This window comes from Thalassovita sp. ABM4_323 (genome assembly GCF_056158665.1).
Genome location: NZ_JBSWTS010000007.1, coordinates 3,169,767 through 3,189,926, shown reverse-complemented (window position 1 = coordinate 3,189,926; position 20,160 = coordinate 3,169,767). Strand labels below are relative to the sequence as shown.

The 20,160-nt window shown below is 59.1% G+C and carries 20 protein-coding genes; 14 read left to right on the top strand and 6 right to left on the bottom strand.

Annotated elements, in window-relative coordinates; all coding sequences use genetic code 11:
- Nucleotides 1-9 precede the first annotated feature (9 nt).
- Both dnaE and ACXADQ_RS18240 read left to right on the top strand, forming a co-directional pair.
- The gene (dnaE, locus tag ACXADQ_RS18245) at nucleotides 10-3,528 is read left to right on the top strand and encodes a DNA polymerase III subunit alpha (RefSeq protein WP_475324475.1); all 3,519 of its coding nucleotides are present in this window, start codon (nucleotides 10-12) and stop codon (nucleotides 3,526-3,528) included.
- On the top strand, nucleotides 3,528-4,022 hold the full coding sequence (locus tag ACXADQ_RS18240) for a GNAT family N-acetyltransferase (protein WP_475324471.1): 495 nt from the start codon (nucleotides 3,528-3,530) through the stop codon (nucleotides 4,020-4,022). The genes dnaE and ACXADQ_RS18240 overlap by 1 nt, the downstream gene beginning before the upstream one ends.
- A 3-nt stretch (nucleotides 4,023-4,025) precedes the next feature.
- Here ACXADQ_RS18240 and ACXADQ_RS18235 read toward each other — a convergent pair whose 3' ends face one another.
- The gene (locus ACXADQ_RS18235; RefSeq protein ID WP_475324467.1) at nucleotides 4,026-4,220 is read right to left on the bottom strand and encodes a SlyX family protein; all 195 of its coding nucleotides are present in this window, start codon (nucleotides 4,218-4,220) and stop codon (nucleotides 4,026-4,028) included.
- A gap of 154 nt (nucleotides 4,221-4,374) precedes the next feature.
- Between ACXADQ_RS18235 and hisS the strand changes: the two genes are divergently transcribed.
- From hisS to hisG, 3 genes are read left to right on the top strand one after another with little or no spacing between them, the layout of a single operon-like run.
- Nucleotides 4,375-5,850, top strand: a complete 1,476-nt coding sequence (gene hisS / locus ACXADQ_RS18230) for a histidine--tRNA ligase (RefSeq protein WP_475324464.1) — start codon at nucleotides 4,375-4,377, stop codon at nucleotides 5,848-5,850.
- Nucleotides 5,847-6,932: an ATP phosphoribosyltransferase regulatory subunit gene (locus tag ACXADQ_RS18225; RefSeq protein WP_475326103.1), complete on the top strand. Its 1,086-nt coding sequence runs from the start codon at nucleotides 5,847-5,849 to the stop codon at nucleotides 6,930-6,932. Before hisS ends, ACXADQ_RS18225 begins: the two co-directional genes overlap by 4 nt.
- Nucleotides 6,929-7,624, top strand: coding sequence for an ATP phosphoribosyltransferase (hisG, locus tag ACXADQ_RS18220; protein WP_475324462.1), 696 nt, complete (start codon nucleotides 6,929-6,931; stop codon nucleotides 7,622-7,624). Before ACXADQ_RS18225 ends, hisG begins: the two co-directional genes overlap by 4 nt.
- A gap of 3 nt (nucleotides 7,625-7,627) precedes the next feature.
- On the opposite strand, the gene ACXADQ_RS18215 is transcribed toward hisG, so the two are convergent.
- Nucleotides 7,628-8,047, bottom strand: a complete 420-nt coding sequence (locus ACXADQ_RS18215; RefSeq protein ID WP_475324458.1) for a DUF1489 family protein — start codon at nucleotides 8,045-8,047, stop codon at nucleotides 7,628-7,630.
- A 192-nt stretch (nucleotides 8,048-8,239) separates the two neighbouring features.
- Here ACXADQ_RS18215 and ACXADQ_RS18210 point away from each other — a divergent pair, with 192 nt between their 5' ends.
- On the top strand, nucleotides 8,240-10,504 hold the full coding sequence (locus ACXADQ_RS18210; protein ID WP_475324454.1) for an adenosylcobalamin-dependent ribonucleoside-diphosphate reductase: 2,265 nt from the start codon (nucleotides 8,240-8,242) through the stop codon (nucleotides 10,502-10,504).
- A 99-nt stretch (nucleotides 10,505-10,603) separates the two neighbouring features.
- Here the strand turns inward: ACXADQ_RS18210 and ACXADQ_RS18205 are convergent, their stop codons facing one another.
- The 3 genes from ACXADQ_RS18205 to ACXADQ_RS18195 all read right to left on the bottom strand — a co-directional run bounded on the left by ACXADQ_RS18205 (nucleotide 10,604) and on the right by ACXADQ_RS18195 (nucleotide 13,218).
- Nucleotides 10,604-10,897: a hypothetical protein gene (locus ACXADQ_RS18205; protein ID WP_475324450.1), complete on the bottom strand. Its 294-nt coding sequence runs from the start codon at nucleotides 10,895-10,897 to the stop codon at nucleotides 10,604-10,606.
- Nucleotides 10,780-12,723 (bottom strand): hypothetical protein, encoded by a 1,944-nt coding sequence (locus ACXADQ_RS18200; protein ID WP_475324446.1) that lies wholly within the window; start codon nucleotides 12,721-12,723, stop codon nucleotides 10,780-10,782. The genes ACXADQ_RS18205 and ACXADQ_RS18200 overlap by 118 nt, the downstream gene beginning before the upstream one ends.
- 108 nt (nucleotides 12,724-12,831) lie before the next feature.
- Nucleotides 12,832-13,218 (bottom strand): hypothetical protein, encoded by a 387-nt coding sequence (locus ACXADQ_RS18195; protein WP_475324442.1) that lies wholly within the window; start codon nucleotides 13,216-13,218, stop codon nucleotides 12,832-12,834.
- Nucleotides 13,219-13,240: 22 nt separating this feature from the next.
- On the opposite strand from ACXADQ_RS18195, the gene ACXADQ_RS18190 reads away from it, so the two are divergent.
- The 7 genes from ACXADQ_RS18190 (at nucleotide 13,241) to ACXADQ_RS18160 (ending at nucleotide 18,222) form a co-directional block, all read left to right on the top strand.
- Nucleotides 13,241-13,840 (top strand): site-specific integrase, encoded by a 600-nt coding sequence (locus ACXADQ_RS18190; RefSeq protein WP_475324438.1) that lies wholly within the window; start codon nucleotides 13,241-13,243, stop codon nucleotides 13,838-13,840.
- A 32-nt stretch (nucleotides 13,841-13,872) separates the two neighbouring features.
- The gene (locus tag ACXADQ_RS18185) at nucleotides 13,873-14,514 is read left to right on the top strand and encodes a hypothetical protein (protein ID WP_475324434.1); all 642 of its coding nucleotides are present in this window, start codon (nucleotides 13,873-13,875) and stop codon (nucleotides 14,512-14,514) included.
- A gap of 404 nt (nucleotides 14,515-14,918) precedes the next feature.
- Entirely contained in the window at nucleotides 14,919-15,230 is a 312-nt protein-coding gene (locus ACXADQ_RS18180; RefSeq protein WP_475324430.1) for a hypothetical protein, read from the top strand.
- Between the two features lie 87 nt (nucleotides 15,231-15,317).
- Nucleotides 15,318-15,728: a very short patch repair endonuclease gene (locus tag ACXADQ_RS18175; protein ID WP_475324427.1), complete on the top strand. Its 411-nt coding sequence runs from the start codon at nucleotides 15,318-15,320 to the stop codon at nucleotides 15,726-15,728.
- On the top strand, nucleotides 15,725-16,945 hold the full coding sequence (locus ACXADQ_RS18170) for a DNA cytosine methyltransferase (RefSeq protein ID WP_259778844.1): 1,221 nt from the start codon (nucleotides 15,725-15,727) through the stop codon (nucleotides 16,943-16,945). Before ACXADQ_RS18175 ends, ACXADQ_RS18170 begins: the two co-directional genes overlap by 4 nt.
- A complete protein-coding gene (locus ACXADQ_RS18165) occupies nucleotides 16,860-17,465 on the top strand; it encodes an Eco29kI family restriction endonuclease (RefSeq protein WP_475324420.1) in 606 nt (201 codons plus the stop codon). Before ACXADQ_RS18170 ends, ACXADQ_RS18165 begins: the two co-directional genes overlap by 86 nt.
- Complete coding sequence (locus ACXADQ_RS18160; RefSeq protein ID WP_475324417.1) at nucleotides 17,452-18,222, top strand: hypothetical protein; 771 nt, start codon at nucleotides 17,452-17,454, stop codon at nucleotides 18,220-18,222. The genes ACXADQ_RS18165 and ACXADQ_RS18160 overlap by 14 nt, the downstream gene beginning before the upstream one ends.
- On the opposite strand, the gene ACXADQ_RS18155 is transcribed toward ACXADQ_RS18160, so the two are convergent.
- Nucleotides 18,217-19,376, bottom strand: a protein-coding gene (locus ACXADQ_RS18155; protein ID WP_475324413.1) for an IS3 family transposase whose coding sequence is annotated in 2 segments (ribosomal slippage) — nucleotides 18,217-19,127 and nucleotides 19,127-19,376 — 1,161 coding nt in all. Because the reading frame shifts where the segments join, the coding sequence is not laid out codon by codon here. The genes ACXADQ_RS18160 and ACXADQ_RS18155 overlap by 6 nt on opposite strands.
- Nucleotides 19,377-19,452: 76 nt before the next feature.
- On the opposite strand from ACXADQ_RS18155, the gene ACXADQ_RS18150 reads away from it, so the two are divergent.
- Entirely contained in the window at nucleotides 19,453-19,638 is a 186-nt protein-coding gene (locus ACXADQ_RS18150) for a hypothetical protein (protein WP_475324409.1), read from the top strand.
- Nucleotides 19,639-20,160: the final 522 nt, after the last annotated feature.

The following is a 20,160-nucleotide window of genomic DNA, read 5'->3' as shown; positions in this document are numbered from 1 at the left end:
ATGCGCGATATGACTGATGCTCCTCGATTTATCCATCTGCGCGTCCATACAGAATATTCTTTGCTCGAAGGTGCCGTGCGGTTGAAGAAACTGCCGGGCGTCTGCACGGACATGGAAATGCCTGCCGTTGCCGTGACCGACACCAATTCGATGTTCTCGGCGCTGGAATTCGCCGTGACCGCCAGTGGTGCGGGAATCCAGCCGATCATGGGGTGTCAGGTGGATGTGGCCTGGCATCATCCCGAACCCGGCGCGCGGCAAAAAGATCCCGCGCCCGTGGTGTTGCTGGCGCAATCCGAGGCCGGGTATGAAAACCTGATGCGCCTGTCCAGCTGTCTGTATGTGGACAAGGGCGGGCAGCTGCCACAGGTGACATTCGACGAACTGACCGAGTTTTCCGAGGGGCTGATCTGTCTGACCGGTGGGGCGCTGGGCCCCGTGGGGATGGAGCTTCAGGCCGGGCATCGCACTCAGGCCGAACAGATGCTGCGCCGCTTTGCGCAGATTTATCCCAACCGCTGCTATGTCGAAATTCAGCGTCATCCCGGTGAAAACGGTTTACCCGAAGCCGAGCGCCTGACCGAGCGCGGCTTTGTCGAGATGGCCTATGATCTGGGTCTGCCACTGGTGGCCACCAATGATGTCTACTTCCCCAAGGATGACATGTACGAGGCCCACGATGCGCTGATCTGTATCTCGGAAGGGGCCTATGTCGATCAGGTGGAACCGCGCCGTCGCCTGACCCCGCAACACTATTTCAAATCGCAGCAGGAAATGGTGACGCTGTTCGCGGACCTGCCCGAAGCGATTGAAAACACGGTAGAAATCGCCAAGCGCTGTGCCTTTATGGCGTATCGGCGCGATCCCATCCTGCCCAAGTTCGCCGATGACGAGGTTGTCGAGCTGCGCCGTCAGGCCAACGAGGGTCTCCAAGCCCGTCTGGCCGTGATCCCACATGCGGCCACGGTCGAGGAATACCAGGAACGGCTGGATTTCGAGCTGGATATCATCGAGGGCATGGGCTTTCCCGGCTACTTTTTGATCGTTGCCGACTTTATCAAATGGTCCAAGGATAACGGTATCCCGGTGGGGCCGGGGCGGGGCTCGGGTGCGGGCTCTTTGGTGGCCTATGCGCTGACGATTACCGACCTGGATCCGCTGCGCTATTCCCTGCTGTTCGAACGTTTCCTGAACCCGGAACGTGTCTCGATGCCTGACTTCGACATCGATTTCTGCATGGACCGACGCGAGGAAACCATCCGCTACGTTCAAGAAAAATACGGGCGCGACAAGGTGGGGCAGATCATCACCTTTGGGGCGCTTTTGTCCAAGGCGGCGGTGCGCGACATTGGGCGCGTGTTGCAGATGCCTTACGGCCAAGTGGACCGCCTGTCGAAACTGATCCCGGTCGAGGGCGTGAAACCCGTCAGCATCGCCGAGGCGCTGAAGCAAGAGGAACGCCTGCGCGAAGAGGCCCGCAACGAAGAGGTCGTGGACCGGCTACTGACCTATGGCCAGCAGGTCGAGGGGCTGCTGAGAAACGCCTCGACCCACGCGGCGGGCGTGGTGATTGGCGATCGTCCGCTGGACCGGCTGGTGCCGCTGTACCAGGACCCGCGCTCGGACATGCCCGCGACGCAGTTCAACATGAAATGGGTGGAACAGGCCGGGCTGGTCAAATTCGACTTCTTGGGCCTGAAAACCCTGACCGTCATCCAGAACGCGGTGGACCTGATCAAGAAAAACGGCCGCCACCTGCATATCGGCCCCGATGGCACGGAACTGTATGATCCGCCCGAGGGCGCGGTGGATGATATCGGCGCGATTCCCCTGGATGACGAGCCGACCTACAAGCTCTATACAAGCGCGAAAACGGTCGCAGTGTTCCAGGTGGAAAGCTCGGGTATGATGGACGCGCTGCGGCGTATGAAACCCACCTGTATCGAGGATATCGTGGCGCTGGTGGCGCTGTACCGCCCCGGTCCGATGGAAAACATCCCCACCTATTGCGAGGTGAAAAACGGCCTGAAAGAGCGCGAATCCGTCCATCCGCTGATCGATCACATCCTCGAGGAAACCCAGGGCATTATCGTTTACCAGGAACAGGTGATGCAGATCGCTCAGGTCATGGCGGGGTATTCGCTGGGGGGCGCGGACCTGCTGCGCCGGGCCATGGGTAAAAAGATCAAAGAGGCCATGGACGCCGAGCGTCCCAAATTCGAACAGGGCGCTGCCGAAAACGGGGTTCCCGCGAAAAAGGCCAGCGAAGTCTTTGACCTGCTTGAAAAATTCGCCAACTACGGCTTCAACAAATCGCACGCGGCGGCCTATGCGGTGGTCAGCTATCAGACCGGCTGGCTGAAGGCGAACCACCCCGCCGAGTTCATGGCCGGGGTGATGAACTGCGATATTCATCTGACCGATAAGCTGTCGATCTATGCCGAAGAGGTCCGTCGCGGGCTGGAGATCGAGATCGTGCCGCCCTGTGTGAACCGGTCTTTGCCGACCTTCGATGTGGTGGACGGCAAGCTGATCTACGCGCTGGGCGCGCTGAAAAACGTGGGCCTAGAGGCGATGAAGCTGGTCACGGACGGGCGCCGCGTGGATGGCGTGGACAAACCCTTTGCCACTTTGTTTGATTTTGCCCGCCGGGTGGATCTGAAACGGGTCGGGAAACGCCCGCTGGAAATGCTGGCCCGCGCCGGGGCGTTCGACCAGCTGGACCCCAACCGCCGCCGCGTGTTCGAGGCACTGGACGCGCTGGTGGGCTATTCGGCCGCGATCCACGAACAGAAGGCCAGCAGCCAGGTGTCGCTGTTTGGTGAGGCGGGGGACGACCTGCCCGAACCCCGGATTCTGCCGGTCGAGGATTGGCTGCCAGCTGATCGCTTGGCCGAGGAACACAAGGCCATCGGGTTTTATCTGACCGGCCACCCGCTGGATGACTATTTGCCTGCTTTGAAACGCAAAAAGGTCCTGACGCTGGAGGCGTTGCAGCGCAAGGCCGAGGAAAATGGCGTCGCACGGGACAAGGTGGGGGTGCTGGTCTCGGGCTTGCAAGAGCGTAAATCCGGGCGCGGCACGCGGTTCTTTCGGATGAATGTCAGCGACCCGACGGGGCAGGTGGCCGGGATGGTCATGTTCCCCGATGATTTCGAGGCCACGCGCAAAGTGTTCGAGCAGACCAACCAGGTGGTGATGACGCTGGAAGGGCGCTTTAACGAAGGGCAGTTTGACCCGATGGGCCGCTCGGTCGCGGCGATGGATTCGGTGATCGCGGATGCGGGCAGCTCGGGCCTGAAAGTGCTGATCGAGGACGCAGCGGCGCTGCAAAGTGTAGCGAATATTTTGGAAAACGCCCGCCAGGCTGTGCGCGTGGTGGGCAAGGGGCCGGTGCAGCTGTGTTTGATTCATCCCGAATTGCCCGGCGAGGTCGAAATCGACGCGGGTGACGATTTCCCGGTGAACCCACAGATCAAGGGCGCGCTCAAAAGCCTGTCGGGCGTCGTCGACGTACAGGAGGTCTGATGGCCGAAATTACCCAAGCAGAGGCGCCCAATTTGGCCGATCTCTACCCGCAGGCCTTTCCGGACGAGGACTTGTTGCCGCTGGTCCAGCAGATGGTGGGGCAGCCTCAGGTGGTCAGCCTGATTGCCGGGTCTGCCGAGGCCCCGATTGGCCATATTTGCATGACCTACGGGTTGGTGGCAGGGCAGTCCGTGGCGCTGCTGGGGCCGTTATGCGTGGCGCCGGCGCATCAGAAAACCGGGATCGGCACGGCTTTGGTTCAGGCCGGGCTCGAGGCGGTTCTGGCTGGCGGGGCCGAGCAAGTGCTGGTGTTGGGCGATCCGAATTACTATGGCCGGTTCGGATTTCAGCAAGAATCCGAGGTCGCACCGCCCTATGACTTGCCCGCTGAATGGGCTCCGGCCTGGCAATCGCTTTCCTTGGACGAAGAGGTCCCGCAGGGCCTGTTGGAACTGCCGGATTTCTGGATGAACCCGGCCTATTGGTCCGACTAACCCCTAGTAATGTGGCGGTTTTTCCGGGCCGGTATAGATATAACTGCCCTGATCGCTTTCCTGTTGCGCGGCGCGTTCCATCAGCATCTGTACGCGTTTTTGCAGCTGGTCGATCACGTCTTGCTGGCGCGCCACAACATCCGAAAGGTCGTCCACGGCGCGGGTCAGATGCGCCAGTTTTTCTTCGATCTCGGTCATGCTGCGGCTCCGCTCTTGGGTCAGGACGCAGGATATAGCACGGCTGCGGCTGGGGTGAAGCCTTGAATGCGGGGCGTTTCGGCCCTTGTTGGCTTGCCCCCATGGGCTGCATCCGGTAGACGCGAGCGCGAGTTTAGTGGCAAGGACCAGGATGATGGCCAAGCAGAAAAAAGCCCCCCGCCCCAAGGCAGAGACGCCCAAGGGGTTCCGCGATTATTTCGGTGCAGAAGTGACCGAGCGCAGCCATATGCTGCAACAGATCGCCGGGGTCTATCATCATTACGGGTTCGAGGCGCTGGAAAGCAGCGCGGTGGAAACGGTCGAGGCGCTGGGAAAATTCCTGCCCGACGTGGATCGCCCCAACGAAGGCGTCTTTGCCTGGCAAGAGGCGGATGACGAGAAATGGCTGGCGCTGCGCTATGATCTGACGGCGCCTTTGGCCCGCGTCTATGCCCAGCACCGCAACGATCTGCCCACGCCTTATCGCCGCTATGCGATGGGGCCGGTGTGGCGCAACGAAAAGCCCGGACCGGGCCGATATCGCCAGTTCTATCAGTGTGATGCGGACACGGTTGGTGCGGCCAGCATGGCGGCGGACGCCGAGATTTGCGCGATGCTGTCGGATACGCTGGAAACCGTCGGCATCCCGCGCGGCGACTACATCGTGCGGGTGAACAACCGCAAGGTTCTGAACGGGGTGCTCGAGGCGATGGGCCTGGGCGAGGCCGCCGATCACGATGCGGTTCTGCGCACCATCGACAAGTTCGACAAGGTCGGTGAGTCCGGCGTGCGCGAACTGCTGACCAAGGGGCGTCTGGATGCCTCGGGGGCGTTCATTGATGGGGTTGGTCTGTCCGACGATCAGGCTGAACCGGTGATTGCCTTCCTGACCTCCAAGGCTGCGGATGCGGCCGGGACGCTGGCCAATCTGCGCGCTGCCGTGGGTGGATCGCAAATCGGTCAGAAGGGCATCGAAGAGCTGGAAACCATCGCCGAGCTGGTGCAGGCACAGGGCTATGGCCCGGATCGCATTGACATCGATCCTTCGGTCGTGCGCGGGCTGGGATACTACACCGGCCCCGTGTACGAGGCTGAGCTGACCTTTGAAATCTTTGACGAAAAAGGCCGCAAACGGCAATTCGGCAGCGTGTCGGGCGGTGGCCGCTATGACGATCTGGTGAAACGCTTCACTGGGCAGGAAGTGCCTGCAACGGGTGTCTCGATCGGTGTCGACCGCCTGCTGGCCGCGCTGCGTGAAAAGGGGCGTATCAAATCCCAAGCCACGGGGCCCGTGATCATCACCGTGATGGATCGCGATCGCATGGCTGATTATCAAACCATGGTGGCCGAACTGCGCAACGCCGGTATCCGCGCCGAGGTCTATCTGGGCAACCCCAAGAACTTCGGCAACCAGCTGAAATACGCGGACAAGCGCAACTCGCCCGTCGCTGTGATCGAGGGCGGCGATGAAAAGGCCAATGGCGTGGTGCAGATCAAGGACCTGATCCTGGGCGCCAAAATCGCAGAAAACGCGACGCTGGAAGAATGGAAAGAGCGCCCCAGCCAATACGAGGTGCCGCGCGATCAGCTGATCGCCAAGGTGCGCGAAATTCTGGAAGGGCAGGACTGATGGATCGAGCAGCCCTCAGGGCGCGAGCGGCCCAATTACGCGCCCGGTTCGAAGAAGAAAACGCACAGGTCGTGGAAACCGCGATCCTGCAACCGGCGGATACGCTGCTGGACCTCTATGGCGAGGACATCCGGGCGCGGGCCTATGTGACCTCGGATGCGTTGCGGGGCGAACAGATGCTGCGCCCCGATTTCACTGTGCCGGTTGTGCAGATGCATATGGAGGTCGGCGCCGAACCTGCGCGCTATACCTATGCGGGCGAGGTGTTCCGCCGTCAGGAAGACGACGCCGCGCGCCCGAATGAATATCTGCAAGTCGGATACGAGGTGTTTGACCGCGACAACCCCATCGATTCGGATGCCGAGGTCTTCACCGTGATCCGCGCCGCCCTGGGCGATGTGCCTGTGCGGGCCGCCACGGGGGACATCGGCATTCTGATGGCGGCTGTGGATGGGCTGGACACGACGGACGCGCGCAAGGCCGCGCTGCGCCGCCACATCTGGCATCCCCGCCGGTTCCGCTCGCTGATTGATCGCTATGCCGGGCGGTTGCCGGTGCCTGCGGCGCGTCAGGCGTTGCTGGCGGCTGCTGATCCATTCGCGGCCGACGTGCCTCAGATCGGGCTGCGCAGCCGGGCCGAGGTCGAGGCACGGATCGAAACCTTGCGCGCAGATGCGGCGACGCCTCCCTTGGCCGAGCGCGAGGTCGCGCTGCTGGATGCCATCGTGTCCGTGCGTGAAAGCCTGCCCAACGCCCTAGAGCATCTGCGCGACATCGCCGTGGACATGCCCGCGATCGAAGCAGCGGTCGAGCGCCTGTCGCGTCGCATGAAAGCGCTGGAAAAGCGCGGTGTCGACGTGGATGCGCTGGATTTCGAGGCCAGCTATGGCCGGACCTCTCTGGAATATTACGACGGGTTCGTCTTTGGGTTCTATCAGGCCTCGCGCCCAGATTTGCCGCCAGTGGCGGCGGGGGGGCGCTATGATGCGCTGACCCGTGTGCTGGGGCAGGGCGCTGAAATTCCGGCCGTTGGGGGCGTGATCCGCCCGGACCGTTTGATCGACGTGGAGACAGGCAAATGAGCGTGAAGCTGGGTGTGCCCTCCAAGGGGCGCTTGATGGAAAAGACCTTTGACTGGTTCGGCGAGCGGGGCATCACCCTGTCGCGCACCGGGTCTGACCGCGAATATGCCGGCGCTGTCGAAGGTGTGGACGGGGTCGAACTGGTGCTGCTGTCGGCCGGGGAAATCCCGCGCGAGCTGGCCGCGGGCCGGATCCATCTGGGCGTGACCGGCACCGATCTGGTGCGTGAAAAACTGGGCCAGTGGGATCAACAGGTGCAGGAACTGGCCGAGCTGGGCTTTGGCCATGCCGACCTGATCATCGCGGTGCCCAACTGCTGGGTGGATGTGGATGTGCTGGACGATCTGGACGCGGCTGCGGCCAGTTTCCGCGCCAAACACGGCTTCCGTTTGCGGATTGCCACCAAGTATCACCGGCTGATCCGCGATTTCTTGTTTGATAACGGTGTGGCCGATTATCAGCTGGTCGATAGCCAGGGCGCGACCGAAGGCACGGTGAAGAACGAAACTGCCGAGGCCGTGGCCGACATCACCTCGACCGGGGACACTTTGCGGGCAAATCACCTGAAAATCCTGTCGGATGGGCTGGTGCTGAAAAGCCAGGCCACTCTGTTCCGCTCGCGTACGGCACCCGTCACGGATGCGGAACGCGCCACCGTGCAGGAACTGATCCGCGTGCTGGGGATCGACTGAGGCCTAAAGCACCCCGATCTCGGACAGCGCTGCCGACAATTCGGGTGGCAGCGCCTCCTCGGCTTCGCGGCCGGGGGGCAGATCGGGGGGGCTGTCTTCGGGCTTCAGATAGCGCCAGCCCTGAAAGGGGCGGCGTTGCGCCTGGGCGGTGCGACGCAGCTGGGGGTCCAGCACAATGGCGCAGCGACGGATGCCGTCCGAGCCGATCACCTCGTCCATCCGCAGAATGCGCTGGCGACACTGAATAACGCCCTTGATCACCCAATAGATCGAGCCGCCATCCAGAATCTCGGCCTCGCGCTTGGGCCACATCCGGGTGACGTGACGCGGCAACCCGTCCGGCCCCTGAGCCTGCGGCAACTGTTGCCAGGCGGTCAGGGTGTCCACGGACTCGGTTCCGACGCTGAGTTTGATGAGATTCATGACAAAGCTCTATAGATGGTGTATCGTTGCGGGGTCAAACACAAAATACAGTAGATAAACGAAGTTTCGTTTTGGCTCGATTTAGCGTTGACCCCCGCCAGATCAAGCCCTAGACGGAACGCCCTCGGAAGGGTGTATCTGCCGCGCCTTTCGGATGATACTATAAGAAACCGGACCAACAGGAACCCTGCCATGACACGATTTGCCGCCCCGATTTCCGAACAGATCTGGGACATGAAGTACCGACTGAAAGAGGCCGATGGCACCGCTATTGACCGCACGGTCGAGGATACGTGGCGGCGCATTGCACGGTCTTTGGCCGAGGTCGAGCAAGACCCGAAAACCTGGGAAGAAAAGTTCTATGCCGCGCTGGAGGATTTCAAATATCTGCCCGCCGGTCGCATCACCGCAGGGGCGGGCACCGGGCGCAAGGTGACGCTATTTAACTGTTTCGTCATGGGCACAATCCCCGACAGCATGGGCGGCATTTTCGACATGCTGAAAGAGGCCGCGCTGACCATGCAGCAGGGGGGTGGAATCGGCTATGATTTCAGCACCATCCGCCCCAAGGGCGCGCCGGTTGCGGGTGTGGCTGCCGATGCCTCGGGGCCGCTGTCGTTCATGGATGTGTGGGACGCGATGTGCCGCACCATCATGTCCGCGGGCAGCCGCCGCGGCGCGATGATGGCCACCATGCGCTGTGATCACCCGGACATCGAAAACTTCATCACCGCGAAATCCGACAGCGCCCGTCTGCGCATGTTCAACCTGTCGGCGCTGGTGACGGATGACTTCATGGAGGCCGTGAAGGCCGATGGCCCGTGGGAGCTGAAATACGGCGACAAGGTCTATCACACCCTGCAGGCGCGCGACCTGTGGAACAAGATCATGAAGTCCACCTATGATTTCGCTGAACCCGGTGTCATTTTCATCGACCGGATCAACAAGGCCAACAACCTCAACTATGTGGAACAGATCGCAGCCACCAACCCCTGCGGCGAGCAACCCTTGCCACCCTATGGCGCGTGTCTGCTGGGCTCGGTCAACCTGGCGCGGCTGGTCGCCAACCCGTTCGAAGCAAACGCCGGTCTGGACCTGGGCAAACTGGACGATCTGGTGCGCACCGCGATCCGCATGATGGACAACGTGGTCGATGCCAGCCAGTTCCCGCTGGAGTCCCAGGCACAAGAAGCCCAGGCCAAGCGCCGCATCGGGCTGGGCGTCACCGGCTTGGCGGATGCGCTGCTGATGGTCGGGCTGGAATACGGCACCGATGCCGCCGCAGCACAGGCCGAGGAATGGCTGAAACAGATCGCGCGCGCGTCCTATCTGGCCTCGGTCGATCTGGCCAAAGAGAAAGGGGCGTTTCCGCTGTTTGACGCGGAAAAGTACCTGGCATCCGGCAACATGATGCAGATGGATGACGACGTGCGCGACGCGATCCGCGAACATGGTATCCGCAACGCGCTGCTGACCTCGATCGCGCCCACGGGCACCATCAGCCTGTATGCCGGCAACGTCAGCTCGGGCATCGAGCCGGTCTTTGCCTATGCCTACACACGCAAGGTCCTGCAAAAAGACGGCAGCCGCACCGAAGAAGAAGTCGTGGATTACGCCGTGCAGCTGTGGCGCGACAAATTCGGTGACGCCCCGCTGCCCGACTATTTCGTCAACGCCCAGACATTGGCCCCGCTGGCCCATGTAAAGATGCAGGCGGCCGCGCAGAAATGGGTGGACAGCTCGATCTCGAAAACCATCAACTGCCCCGAGGATATCAGCTTTGATGCGTTCAAAGAGGTCTATATGGAGGCCTACGAGACCGGCTGTAAGGGCTGCACGACCTATCGCCCGAATGACGTGACCGGCAGCGTGCTGTCGGTGGCCGAGGATAGCGACAAAGCCCCCGAGGCCGATACCGGCGCCGATGTGATCTATATGGCCGAGCCGCTGGATCGTCCTCAGGCGCTGGATGGTCATACCTACAAGCTGAAATGGCCCGATTCCGAGCACGCGATCTACCTGACCATCAATGACATCCTGATCAACGGCCACCGCCGCCCGTTCGAGGTGTTCATCAACTCCAAGAACATGGAGCACTACGCCTGGACCCTGGCGCTGACCCGCATGATCAGCGCCGTGTTCCGCCGTGGCGGTGACGTGTCCTTTGTTGTCGAGGAACTGAAGGCCGTGTTCGACCCGCGCGGTGGTGCCTGGATGCAAGGGAAATACATTCCCTCGATCCTGGCGGCGATCGGCGGCGTCATCGAACAACACCTGATCCGCATCGGCTTTATCGAAGGCGAGGGCATGGGCCTGAAGGCCGATCCGCAGGCCGAGGTCGTCAATCTGGACAACGCCCCCAAAGGCAAAGCCTGCCCCAGCTGCGGCCAATACGACATGCGCATGGTCGAAGGCTGCATGACCTGCGCCAGCTGCGGGCACTCCAAATGCGGCTAAGGCCCGCGTAAACGGGCTGTTGTGGCGTGTCACGCGACATGACCTAAACGTTTCAATAGGTCATTTTTTATAAATCAGATGAAGAAACGGCCTCGGATGTTATCCGGGGCCGATTGATTTCAGGTTGGAACTGGCGAACATGGATGCTCGCCTGCCAAACCAGTGCCCGTCCCCGGCATCGGGATTGGGCTTCAAGATTGGCCAACGGCGACCCGATGCAAGATCTGGATGGCGAGGCTCCGATTCTGGAGCACCGTACTCGTCTCGGAGCTGGTCTACGAGGCTGAGACAGCGGGCGGCAAGAGAATTTCGCCGCCTCTGCCCGTCATCGCCAGGAGCTTTCGACGCAGCTCGGTCGCTACAACCGGAACGATATCGTAGGCACCTTGCCAACCTTCGGAGGGAACGCGATCAGAGACAACGCTTTCGATCGCTTGCCGACCCACGTATGATTGCCCGGTTTCCGTAGTGAAACCGATCAGCATCAGCAAACCGTCCACGCCAGGGTCTTCGGCAATTGCGCTAGCTAACGAGGCAAGCTGCTTCGTTGTCGGCCCATCCTTCAGGAGGTCGTGGACATAGGCGCGAACCTCTGAGAACTCCGAGTTTGGGCCACCCAATTCGCGTTGCCAATGCCATCCGTCGTATAACTTGCCGTCGAGAGCGCCGCTGACGGTCAAGTCAACAAGGCGGCGCGCGGCGGATACGGTGTTGAACCTCATCGCGGTCGCTCGCCACTGATGGTTCTGATAGAGACGCGGGGCTTCTTCTGCAAGCTTGAAAGTCACGCCTTCTGCGTTGTCCGAGCAGGAAGCGGAGAGTCCGCCAACCATCTCTTCGAGCATTCGTGGTTCGCGCTGCGCCTCCGGCATGCGGCGCACGATGGCGGGCAGACCGGTGACAGGTGTGGCGAATGGCAAAAGGCGTAACCAGTCGCGTAGCTGATACGCGTCGCTTTCAGTCAGAATCCAAGTCTCCGTCTTGGCCGTCTCAAAGGTTTCAGCTATGCCGTCGGCTACGAGCTTGATATTGATGCCCTCGCCAGAGAGGACCAGCGACAACAACAAGGCTGCGCGCGCTTGCCTTGGCGCGAGAGAAATGAGCTTCTGGATCGTAGCGTCACGCTCGCCGTGGGGGAGCCGTGCTCCAACAATGCCGAGCGCAACCGCCAGCTTTGTCCGCGCCTCCGACGAACCATCAATGATTAAGGTCTCGATTGCCCCGAAGATCGCCTCTGCCTCAACCAATGTAGCGGCAGGATCGGCGGCGCGCGCCTCCACGCGCGAGAAATCTACGCCGACGCGGAACTTTTTGTCGCCCCTGGGTTCGTTCGCTCCAAACCATTGGACAGCCAGCACGCGCGCCGCCAACTCGCCAAAATGCTCATCCGTCAGGTACTCATGCATCAGCACAGCTGTCTCTTGTGCATTGATCGCCAAGAACGCCCGTTGGTATTCGTGCATGTGTGGATGCCGCGCTTTGTGCACCGCGTCTCGATCCCTACAGCTGCTCGCGGTAGCTTTTTCGCGAAAAGCTCGATAGCGACGTAAATTGTCTTCAAGCATTCTCTTCAAGAGTGGAAGATGTTCGACGGACGGCGCGTGGCTCATCATCGTTGCAATGGTGGCTATTCGCAAACGCTTCTCATCCCCAGTGGAAAGCATGCGCTCGGCCCATTCGTGCGCCAGCACGCCGATTGCGGCCAACCCTTCCTCATTGAAGGGTCGCGCCCGGTTTTCATCGCTGTAGGTCCTACGGGAAAACAGCTCGGCCAATTGGACGATATCCTCATTGTCAGCGTTTACTGCCCGCGCCTGAACGGCGGCCACCAAACTTGCGCCCGGCGTGTGACCGATACGGGCACGTAGACAGTGATAGCGATCACCCGCAGCCTGAGTGTATTTTCCGTTGGCGTCGCGCACGACCTTCCTAGCAGTAAGATACGCGTCGATCAGCTGACCGACAGCAATTGGTCCAAGCACTGAGGAGGCAGCTTCAGCGTGGTCGTCGTGGCGCTTTGTTTCTTCAAGGGCAATTCCAAGCAGTTCGTCGTCCTCAAGAACAAACCCGGCGGTGGCAAGAATATTATCCGCGCCGTAGAAGAGTTCGCGGCGTTCACGCACGCGGCGCAGCAACCCGTCAGCAAGAGTTTGCGGATAGCGATTTCTTACTTCGTACAATAGATACCTATCGCCATCGCGCTTACGGTCGAATTCCATTTCAGCAACAATCTCGGCGTCGCCTTCATCTCCGCCTGGCGAGTAGACGAGCGTACGCAGGCGCTCAATGTGCGATATTCCGGCAGCAGTGCGCCGTTCGCGCGATCGCTAGAGTTCCTGCTGGACAGCGTCAACGGCTATGTCGTCGAGCTGACCCTTTTGGGCGAGGATGTCGTAGGTCGCGTCGCCTGCGTCCACCAATAAGACAGCGACCTGACGGTCCGTCCGTCGAAATAGGAGCGCATCGACAACCATCGCCTTCACTTCTGGCTCACTGTCACTCTTCGCGATTGCGGTCGCAAGATAACGGCCTTCAATTCCGCTATTCGAAGCGATTTCATGCAGTACGTTCTTGCGGATTTCCGGCGGCAGCGCTGCGATGCGTGCCGCTGCATCACTCCCAAGCACGGATGGTCGAAATTGTTTGGCCGCCCGTAGAGCGCGCAACTGCACTTGATTGTTCGCGTGGCAACGGTCATATACGGACGAGAACATCGGTGCAGGTCTGTCCAACGCGGTGCGGGAGAAGCCACGCGACCGAGTTCTGACGCTGGACGAAATCCGAGCCATCTATGACGCCGCCGAGTTCCTTAGCCCCCTGTGGACACCGATAGTTCGCCTACTCATCCTAACCGCGCAACGCCGCTCGGACATTGCGCACCTTCGCTGGTCTGAGGTCGAACTGGAGAAGCAGCGCTTCACCCTGCCTGCTGCTCGCACCAAATCAGGACGCGCCCATATCGTTCACTTGTCAGAGGCCGCACTGGCTGAACTGCCCCAGCAAGGCGAATGGGATTTGCTTTTCACGACCACAGGCAACAGCCCGGTTTCAGGGTTCAGCAAGATGAAGCGAGAATTGGACAAACTGCTGCCTGACCTTGAGCCTTGGCGGTTTCATGATTTCCGCACATCGTTTGCCACTGTCATGGCGGGATCCGGGGCCAATGAAGGTGTGGTGGATCGCATCCTCAATCACGCCGCCACAGGGTCGGCGGCGTCAGCGGTCGCGCGGGTTTACAACATGTCCAGCCAATTGCCCCAACGTGCCAAGGTGCTGGATGACTGGACCGCATTGATCACGCAGCGGGAATCCAATGTTGTGAGGTTGGCAGTCTGACAAATCAGGTTGCAAAGGCCGAAAAGAGGGCCGTGGACGAACTAAAGCGTTTTTGCCCAACAGTGGTTTTGGATAGTCCAACGGACTATTCGGTTGAAAACCTGTCAGATAGCCCCAGAGAAACGAAGGTTATTGAACCCAGCATTGGCGCTATTCGTTCTGAGGACGCTGCACTGCTCCGTGAACTTGGCTACCCAGCGATTCCAGATAAGCTACGCGCTTACAACGATTACTGCGCTCTTGATCCCGACGCACAACGGGACTTGATATTGCGGTTGTTAAACGCGGCGGCAGAAATGCAAAATCAAGCAGCATGGGACGCGGCAGCGGATTTAATCGACCGCATGAGATTGGTTTTCAAGCGTCACGGCGTCAAGCATCTGCATTTTGAAGAACTGAGACTAGCACTTGACGACATGGATCGTCCCAAACCCGGAAAGAAGCGATCCCCCAAGGGGGGTGATCAACGTAAAGCGCTGATGAAAACGCTTGTGGCCATACTCGTCAAAGAATTTGGAATCAAAGCATCGTACAATAAAGACAAGAAACCATCGCAAACCAAGGTCAAATCACACGATTGCGCTTGCGCAATCGTCGCCCGCGTTTGCAAAGCCCATTTCCAAGATAAAAAATTCACCGAATCTGCGGCTTGGACAGCTTATTATCGGGGCTGACAGCCCCACCTGTTGCACCTGATATTAAGAAGCGCCGATCCCGCTTGTCTGTCGCGTTGTTGCTAGGTTCACAACGCGACAACGTCGCTAAATGCCCCGACATACACGCCCCCGCGAAACCGCCACTGTGGCTACCAATGTCGGCCTGTGCAAAATGTCTGCTATATGTCTAATCGCGTGACCAACAGCAAAATCGCGCGATCAAATCTCGCGTAACTTATTGATTTTTAAGGATTAAGTGGTGCCCCCACACGGACTCGAACCGCGGACCTACTGATTACAAATACCTTGGGCTAGACGCTAACCGCTTGTTGCCAAAGCATTAGTCTTCGAAGGCATTTGGCGTTACAAGGATGTAACAAGTTTTCAGAAGCATCGCTTGCTTTGCTGGACCAAAGGCAATCATGGGACGCCATTACAAAAAACCTAATTTTCGAACCGTCATGTCGGGCAACGTTACCGAAGAGGACGGGCGCGTCTACCTCTATGGCTCAGAGGAAGTTGGCCCGGTGCAACTAGAAAGCCGTTTTCACTTCTTCAAGTCCGAGTTGTCACCAGACGCGTGGGAACGTGTCCGTAAACGGCACAAGCTGTCAAAGAAGGTGAGGCACACCTGCTATTCTCACGGCGTGCGCAAAGGAGAAGGGCGCGGCGTTGGCCCGTGGGTGTCGCCGACGTTTCAAATTCAGTGGGCCTACCCACCGGAGAATTTCTGACCAATGTAATTTGTCGGTAGGACCGCACAAAGCGTTGAGCATCGCGGCATATTGTGTGCATATTGATGCTGAGGCACGATATGCAGCATGGACACTCTTTCTCGGCAAGAACGCTCGAAGCGTATGTCCTTGGTTCGCGGACGCGACACCAAGCCGGAAATGCATGTCCGTCGCCTAACCCACGCATTGGGATACCGTTACCGTCTGCATCGTCGAGATCTACCCGGCAAACCAGACCTAGTGTTCGGGCAGCGGCGCAAGGTGATTTTCGTTCATGGTTGCTTCTGGCATCGTCACCCCGATCCCGTCTGCAAACTCGCACGCCTTCCGAAATCGCGACTGGACTTCTGGTTGCCAAAACTGGAAGGCAACCGGGAGCGAGACGAGCGGAACAACGCGATGTTAACTGAGATGGGTTGGGATGTGCTGGAAATTTGGGAATGTGAGACTGCCGACGTGGATGCGCTGGCCAAGAAGATAAAAGGATTTCTGGGATGAGATCAGTCGAGTTGTTCGCGGGCGCGGGAGGCCTCGGGTTGGGGGTCGGCAATGCCGGGTTCACCCATGAGGCCGTCGTGGAGATTGATCGCTGGGCCTGTGACACGCTGGCCGAGAACACCGACTGGCCGCTCCACGGCTGGGACAAGGGCGACGTGCGGCGGTTCGACTACGCACCGCTCAAGGGCAAGGTGAACCTCGTCACCGGAGGCCCGCCCTGCCAGCCGTTCTCGATGGGCGGCAGGCATCGCGCCTTCCTCGATCCGCGCGACATGTTTCCAGAAGCCGCCCGCGCTGTGCGCGAGTTGCGGCCCGAGGCCTTCATCTTCGAGAACGTGAAAGGCCTCAAGCGTCAGGCATTCACGAACTACCTCGAATACATCCGCCTGCGTCTGCGCCACCCTGACCTGACGCCGCACGATGGCGAGGAATGGCTTGACCACCTCAAGCGGCTTGAGGACTACGAGACCAGCGGCGCAAGCGGTGGGTTGCTCTACAACGTCGTGATCCGCCTCCTGAACGCTGCCGACTACGGCGTGCCGCAGAAGCGTGAGCGGGTTTTCATCGTCGGTATCCGTGACGATCTCGCGACCGCGTTCCACTTCCCCGATGCCACACATTCGCAAGACGCGCTGCTTTGGTCGAAGTGGCGTAGCGGTGAATACTGGACGCGTCACGGCATCGCCCCCGTTCCGAACGAGCGGGAGCAGGCCCGTGCTGCGCGCTTGAAGGACAAGCCGCGCGAGTTGCCGTGGCAGACAGTGCGCGACGCCTTGCAGGACATTCCTGATCCTGAGTTCGACCCCAAGGAAGCGGCCAAGGTGGCCGATCATCGGTTTATCCCCGGCGCACGTTCCTATCCGGGGCACACAGGAAGCCCGCTGGATGAACCAGCGAAGACCCTCAAGGCGGGCGTGCATGGCGTGCCCGGTGGCGAGAATATGCTGCGCCGTCCCGATGGTTCGATCCGCTATTTCTCAGAAAGAGAGAGTGCCCGCATTCAGACATTTCCCGACGATTTCCGTTTCCACGGATCTTGGACGGAAACGATGCGGCAATTGGGGAATGCGGTGCCTGTTCGCCTAGCTGAGGTTGTTGCCAAATCAGTGCGGGAACAGATACTAAAGTCACATGAGAAAAGTGACGCCTTACAATCCCTTGGACAAGCAGCACCTAGCCGAAAGCGCGGCAGGCGCGCTGCTGAGGCAGGAACCTGAGGCGCTTCCGCCTGAGCCGTTCGAGGGCGCGGGCATTTACGCCATATATTATCTCGGCGACTTTGACGCATACCGACCGCTTGCGGAAATCAATCGCAAGCGGATGGAAGCACCGATATACGTCGGCAAGGCCGATCCCAAGGGCGGTCGGCGCGGCGGTGATTGGGACGCACCCGCTGGCCCCGCGCTCTCTGACCGGTTGCGAAAACACTCGACCTCGGTGACACAGGCCGAAAACCTCGACGTGGGCGACTTCCGTTGCCGCTACCTCGTCCTCGACGATGTGTGGGTTAGGATGGCGGAACGGATGCTGATCTCGTGGTATCGCCCACTCTGGAATGTCGTGGTTGATGGCTTCGGCAACAACGATCCTGGAAAACGCCGCGCGACTCAGCATCGGTCCCCTTGGGACATTCTGCATCCGGGTCGTCCGTGGTCAGTCAAGTTGGCCGAAGGCGAAACGACAACAGCCCAAATTGAAGATAGAATAGCGAGGCATTTCTTGAATGCGAAAGCCTGAGACTTTTGTGAACTTCGTTTCACGCCATGCACCATTGAACGAATTACCAGTATTCCATACTGCGCGTGGAACAGTGTTTGAGAAAATTTTGGAAACTGAAAGCCTTTCCCCCAGACCATGCAAAGTTATGGGAAAGGACATTCTCTATCTGTACTGGGGAATTCCGGGGTATCGTACTGGTGATCCGAGATCTCAGAATAAGAAGCTCTCCTCGGCACCAATTTGCTTCCTAGTCGAGCGAGGAAGCCTAATGCAACCATTTGATACTTTCCCTTTCGATACTGGCGCGGCATCGTTTACAGCAAAGCAGTTCGCACTAGAGGAGGAGTTGGAATTGGACCAATATCGCGTAACTAGTGATAGCAATGGGCCAGAAAGAATTGCCGCAAGTCTCTATCACACAATTTCAAACTACCTATCCGGACATATACCTGAGGAGGTCAGCGAAGAATTGTCAAATAATCTAAGCTTCTCTTCTCTCAAGTTGGTTGAAATAATTAACTCCCCAGAAAGCAACGAGGTGGACGAAAGGAGTGCAATTGTCGAAGTTCAACATGAACGATCAATCCAGATTTCGGCCGACAACATTTCTGCAATCGTTGCACCTGACATAATTGCGGCTTCTGCGCTTCTCGTTGAAATTGGCCAAGAGCTGGATGCTGAGATAATACCATACCCGTTTAAGAGGGATTCCAACCCTTCGCGCACCATTAGAATAGAAGAGGTGACCTGCCCCCCGAGGCTCCCTCATTCATAACGAGAGTCTGCGGGTCTGGTTTTCATAGTCTTGGTCGTCAATTTGGGCAAGCGCGCCGGACGCGGAGCTCTCAAATTGCTCAAGCGTTCGGCGCGCTTCTGCGGGCGTTTTGTTTCCGAGAGATGAGTGCGGCCTGACGTTGTTGTAGTCGTACCGCCAGAGCGCCAGTTTTCGACGCGCATCATCCAGACTTTCGAACATCTCTTCATTTAGACATTCGTCGCGCAAGCTGCCGTTGAATGACTCGATGAAGGCATTCTGCTGTGGCTTGCCCGGATCAATGTAGTGCCAGTCGACGCCGTTGTCGTTCGCCCATTTCAGGATTGCCCGGCTTGTGAACTCAGTCCCGTTATCGCTGACAATGCTGGCAGGCTTGCCATAGATACGCACAAGCGCATCCAACTCACGCGCAACCCGGGCACCCGAGATGCTGGTGTCGGCCATCAGGCACAGGTTCTCACGGCAGAAATCGTCATTGACGGCCAGGATGCGGAACCGGCGTGATGCCCCGAACGTGTCCGACAGGAAGTCCATCGACCAACGTTCGCCTGGCCTCAAAGCCTCTGGCATTGGTGTTCGAGACCCACGCGCCCGTTTCCGTCCACGCCGTCGCCGAACGCCCAGCTTCTCCTCGGTGTACAGCCGATACAGCTTCTTGTGGTTCATCACGTATCCTTCGCGCTCCAGCATCACGCCGATCCGGCGGTAGCCAAACCGACGCCGTTTGGCCGCGACGGCCTTCATCTCCTTGCGTATCTCAGGATTGTCCGGCGGGCGTTCACGCCGGACCGTCTTCGGATCGACACCGACAAGTCGGCAGGCCCGGCGTTGCGAGATGTCATGATCCCGCATCGCCCTGAGCGCTGCCTCTCGCCGCTCATTCGGCGTCGTCAACTCTTTCCCAGCAAATCCTTCAGCACAACGTTGTCCAGCATGGCATCGGCCAGCAGACGTTTAAGCTTGGCGTTCTCGTCCTCCATCGCCTTCAGCTTGGCCGCATCAGACACTTCCATGCCGCCATACTTGGATTTGAATTTGTAGAACGTGCCCTGGCTCAGGCCATGCTTGCGGCACACCTCCGCCGTCGGAATCCCGGCTTCTTGTTCTTTGATCATCCCAATGATCTGGGCTTCAGTGAAACGGCTCTTTCGCATTTGTTTGCTCCTTCAAGAGGTTGAGCAAACTCTACATTAAAGTGCGGGAGATTTCGGGGGGCAGGTCAATATCAACATGATCTTTCGCAACATTTTGGGTTGTAGCCTTACCCTCGCGGCCCTGCGCGGGCATGCCTGGGACGACCTGGACGCGTTCTTTGCCAAAACCGCAAAAGACATGACATTCGAGGCCAAGGCGCACCCTGAGAAAACGGCCAAACAGTTGCAGGATGCAAAGGACCGATACGTCTTTGTCGGATAAGGCAGGAAAAGCATACAAAAGTTAGGAAATGTTGCATAAATTTTGCAGGTATTTTCTTAAATAGGCGGTAGGAATGGTATCGGAATGTAACAAAAGGTGCGGAAAAGTTCGTTCCTTTTGGTGCATTCGGCCCAAACCGGACCTTGCCAATTTAGTCGAGCGCCGCAGTACAGCTTCCGCCAACCGGCCATTCGCTGCGCCCGTGTGACCCTTGCATAACTCAAGGTGAGAGTGCGGGACCTATCCTCAGGCTGCCCTTGCCATTGTTTCTCGGTCCTGTGTTTACTTGTCTGGTGGCTGCCTTGGCGGTGTTTGTCGCAAACAGAGACTGGCGCTCAGATTGGTGTCTTTTCAAGAAATCCAACCTTCCAAGTGCCCGAAATCTCGCAGCGTCTGATGCCAAACTGGGGGCGTGGGGTCGGTCTGACAACCGCGCTGTGCATAATGGCCAGATACCGCTACGAAGCTCCCAGAGACATGCGCAACAACCCTGCGTGTGAGGCCCGGCCTTGTCGGGTTAGC

Coding starts and splice junctions, on each gene's coding strand:
- hisG (WP_475324462.1), top strand. CDS start 6,929: ATGAGCGTGAAGCTGGGTGTGCCCTCCAAGGGGCGCTTGATGGAAAAG.
- ACXADQ_RS18215 (WP_475324458.1), bottom strand. CDS start 8,047: ATGAATCTCATCAAACTCAGCGTCGGAACCGAGTCCGTGGACACCCTG.
- ACXADQ_RS18175 (WP_475324427.1), top strand. CDS start 15,318: ATGGACACTCTTTCTCGGCAAGAACGCTCGAAGCGTATGTCCTTGGTT.
- ACXADQ_RS18170 (WP_259778844.1), top strand. CDS start 15,725: ATGAGATCAGTCGAGTTGTTCGCGGGCGCGGGAGGCCTCGGGTTGGGG.
- dnaE (WP_475324475.1), top strand. CDS start 10: ATGACTGATGCTCCTCGATTTATCCATCTGCGCGTCCATACAGAATAT.
- ACXADQ_RS18180 (WP_475324430.1), top strand. CDS start 14,919: ATGGGACGCCATTACAAAAAACCTAATTTTCGAACCGTCATGTCGGGC.
- ACXADQ_RS18195 (WP_475324442.1), bottom strand. CDS start 13,218: ATGTTCTCGTCCGTATATGACCGTTGCCACGCGAACAATCAAGTGCAG.
- ACXADQ_RS18235 (WP_475324467.1), bottom strand. CDS start 4,220: ATGACCGAGATCGAAGAAAAACTGGCGCATCTGACCCGCGCCGTGGAC.
- ACXADQ_RS18210 (WP_475324454.1), top strand. CDS start 8,240: ATGACACGATTTGCCGCCCCGATTTCCGAACAGATCTGGGACATGAAG.
- hisS (WP_475324464.1), top strand. CDS start 4,375: ATGGCCAAGCAGAAAAAAGCCCCCCGCCCCAAGGCAGAGACGCCCAAG.
- ACXADQ_RS18240 (WP_475324471.1), top strand. CDS start 3,528: ATGGCCGAAATTACCCAAGCAGAGGCGCCCAATTTGGCCGATCTCTAC.
- ACXADQ_RS18160 (WP_475324417.1), top strand. CDS start 17,452: ATGCGAAAGCCTGAGACTTTTGTGAACTTCGTTTCACGCCATGCACCA.
- ACXADQ_RS18200 (WP_475324446.1), bottom strand. CDS start 12,723: ATGGAATTCGACCGTAAGCGCGATGGCGATAGGTATCTATTGTACGAA.
- ACXADQ_RS18150 (WP_475324409.1), top strand. CDS start 19,453: ATGATCTTTCGCAACATTTTGGGTTGTAGCCTTACCCTCGCGGCCCTG.
- ACXADQ_RS18165 (WP_475324420.1), top strand. CDS start 16,860: ATGAGAAAAGTGACGCCTTACAATCCCTTGGACAAGCAGCACCTAGCC.